The sequence below is a fragment of the Scandinavium sp. genome (assembly GCF_036271055.1).
Lineage (GTDB): Bacteria > Pseudomonadota > Gammaproteobacteria > Enterobacterales > Enterobacteriaceae > Scandinavium.
Map to the genome: position 1 here is coordinate 1 of NZ_DATBBJ010000009.1, position 3,024 is coordinate 3,024.

Here is a 3,024-nt window from a genome sequence, read left to right on the forward strand (position 1 = left end):
ATCTCTCTACTCTTCGAAGGACCTCGCACATCATGAAACCAGGTGGCAGTCATCTTTGCATCGATGTAATCGTTGATCGCTTTTACATTTGCTTCAGAGAGTTTCTGGAAAATTTCCTCTGGAACTTCAGGAGTCAATACCATGAGCTTGATGTAGCCAAGAACTTCATCAACTGTCTTCTCAGAATTACCCAAGAAAGGCTTCTCATAGATTGACTCCCATTTTGACAGTGAGACCAAAGAATGCTCTAGCTCCAGAGTTACATCATCTCGAGTGGTGAACTCTTGACTCTGCTCATCGAACATCTCGACCCCGGGAACTACAATAGTGAGCATTCTCTGATCTCCTTCTCATAGCAGCCCCTACTCAGATGAAGAATCAGCAGGCTTCTGTTGCTCTTGATCAGCCGCAAACGGTAGCGGCGGGAACAATGCAATAACCTCATCAGGAGAAGGAAGCGCAGCGCCCTTCGTTGCAGTTCCATACAACAGATCTTCGAGACTTGTCAAAGCAGCTGCATCGACCTTTGTCGAATCGATTGTAATCAGAGAGGTTGGCTTATAGCCAGTAGTAGGAACTGGGCTGGTTGTAATAGTCCAACTGAAAGCAATCGCTGCTGGCTGATCATTGATCGTGGCGTAAGCTCTATCCGATGGCGCAGCTTGTGCACCATAAATCAAATGGAGCTTGTAGCCATAATCAGTACCTTCGACATCATTGCCGATAACAGTCCGAAAGCTCAACCCAAACAACTTACGAGACTGCTGCCCAACAGTAACACCGTCTGAAGGAATCGCCGTACCGTCACACTGAGCAAATTCATCCGGATAAGTGAACGCATCGATCGTTCCGCCAAACTCCTCGGCAGCAATCAAGTTTAGATACTTAATATTGTCGGCGTACTGCGGGTTTGCAGCAGCACCAGAAGGAGACTCCGTAACAGTTGTGAGACCATTCCAAGCAACACCAGTGCTATAAACACCAGTATCATCAGGAAGATAGAGAACACCATGATCTACACCAGTCTCGTAGAAGCGTTCACCTACTTGGTCCCATGTCAGAGGAGCTGACACTGACATTTGTTTCCTTTCCCTTTAGAAGTACACTCTATAAACGTCATGGTTCAGATTATCAGCCGTAAAGAACCGATTAAACAAACACATCGGCATTGACGCTACTTTACCTGGGATATCGCTATCAGGATCTCGATCAATTACCGTAACTACATACCTCAGAGTATGATTGTATGGAATATCATCAGCAAACATTGTTTCTGCATAGTCACGCTGATAGATAATACAAGGATATTGCAATGTTATGTTCTCTGGAGGCTGAAAATATACATTGTCAGTAAACGCTTTGAGAATATCATGGAGCTGCAGGCGTGGGGCCATTATACACCTTCCCTAGTCGCAGCAGCAGGCGGGGAATTAGGACTTCGACACTGTCAACCGTCCATAAAGTCCCCGCCCATTCCACATAACGAATGGCAAAGAAATGTTCATTGGCATATTGATCAGCCACAATACTGATCGAATTCTGAACGCTGAGATCATCATTGAGATATTGCCCTTCGCGAAGTTCTCTCGAATTGCGGAGAACGTCGCCATAATATGAATACTCAACAATTTCATCAACCCACACGCCAGGTGTAGCTTCTACTGTTTCACCATATCCAACGTTACCAAAGAACCTTGCCATCGAGAACCCACCTTTGTGCTAGTTCTCGTTAGTGAAAGTCCACTCGTCTTCGACGTTGTTGGCGAAATATGAACCCGCCGACGTTGGAACAGCATAGATCGTGAGTGTCTCGCCAGACGCCAACGCAATTGGAGAACCAGTAGTAACCGTGTTGTCGTTATCTTGACGCTTGTACGTCACACCAGCAACAGTGGGAACAGTGATGGTAGTACCATCAAAGTCCGGCGCCGTCGGCGTAACAAGCTGAGACGTACCAGCAACTGACTTGAGAACCAGAGCAGAGCGAATCTTCGTAAGGGCGCCAGAGCAACGAGTCTCCAGCAGATACTTGTATTGGTTGTAATCGATGTCGAAGAAGTCGAAGAAGTTGACCTCTCCACCGGCGTCCGTACCGATCGTGTAATCCGTCAAATTCACAACGATGCCAAGAAGATCTGGCTCATCTTCCAGAACCTGACAGGCAACGATACCCGAAACGCCCATCTCGGCAGCGACATCAGACACCGTGGTGTAAATACGACGACCCAGTGAGTCACGAACAAGCAGCATAGTCGTGATAACTGGCAGTGTCGTGTAGAATACTGGCGACCCAGAACCCTTGTAGAACCGCATAGCACTGACAATCGCATCTGACAGCTCGGTTGGGCTCGAGTTGGCGTCACCGAGATTGACATTGATCGTTGCCGCATATAGATCATCGTCGTTCAGGATAGAACGAATACCCGCACCCTGCGGAGCACCAACCGGATCCAGAATATGATCCTCATCGGAAACATCGCGACCATCACCGATGAGAACAGCGCGAGCGAGCTCCTCGTCCAGCATGAGACGCATCTCAGCTTGAAGCCAGGTCACGACATTGAAGTCCGTGATGTCGAGAATATCATCACGATCCAGCTTCTGCTTCTTGTAAATCGTGGTCGGCGTAGTGATACGCTTAGACGCACTGATGAACTCTTCCTTCTTCAGATTGCCCTTGATGTAACCCTTTGCGCGAGCTTCCTCGAAGGTCAGATCAGCAACCAACGACTTGATGCGAGTGAATGGAGACTTCCTTGTACCACTGAGAACGCCCTTGACCCACTCAACGCGTCGACTATCGAACTCCGGCGTGTCGGTGACAGTACGAACTTCCGGGAAGAGAACGTCGATGTTCTCAATACCATGCTTGAGCGCGTACGCCTCTACCGCACTCTTCAACGAGCCGATACGCTGAGCATCTTCAAAGATACCCTTCATGGCGTCATGAGTGAGGGTGTGCTTCTCCTCCTTCTTCTCACCCGTCTGCTCAAAGACGTTACGGGTCATGCGTCGTCCTTCCTC

At 48.5% G+C, this 3,024-nt stretch carries 4 protein-coding genes; all 4 read right to left on the reverse strand.

The window, feature by feature from the left end:
• A partial coding sequence (locus VH187_RS01140; RefSeq protein ID WP_329699664.1) for a hypothetical protein occupies window positions 1-335 on the reverse strand: 335 nt, incomplete at its 3' end.
• Window positions 336-362: 27 nt separating this feature from the next.
• Entirely contained in the window at window positions 363-1,079 is a 717-nt protein-coding gene (locus tag VH187_RS01145) for a hypothetical protein (RefSeq protein WP_329699665.1), read from the reverse strand.
• A 289-nt stretch (window positions 1,080-1,368) separates the two neighbouring features.
• Window positions 1,369-1,701 (reverse strand): DUF7253 family protein, encoded by a 333-nt coding sequence (locus tag VH187_RS01150; RefSeq protein WP_329699666.1) that lies wholly within the window; start codon window positions 1,699-1,701, stop codon window positions 1,369-1,371.
• Window positions 1,702-1,719: 18 nt separating this feature from the next.
• The coding region (locus VH187_RS01155; protein WP_329699667.1) for a hypothetical protein at window positions 1,720-3,024 on the reverse strand (1,305 nt) is incomplete at its 5' end.

Excerpts from the sequence above, each read along its gene's own strand:
- VH187_RS01145 (WP_329699665.1), bottom strand. The coding sequence starts at position 1,079 with ATGTCAGTGTCAGCTCCTCTGACATGGGACCAAGTAGGTGAACGCTTC.
- VH187_RS01150 (WP_329699666.1), bottom strand. The coding sequence starts at position 1,701 with ATGGCAAGGTTCTTTGGTAACGTTGGATATGGTGAAACAGTAGAAGCT.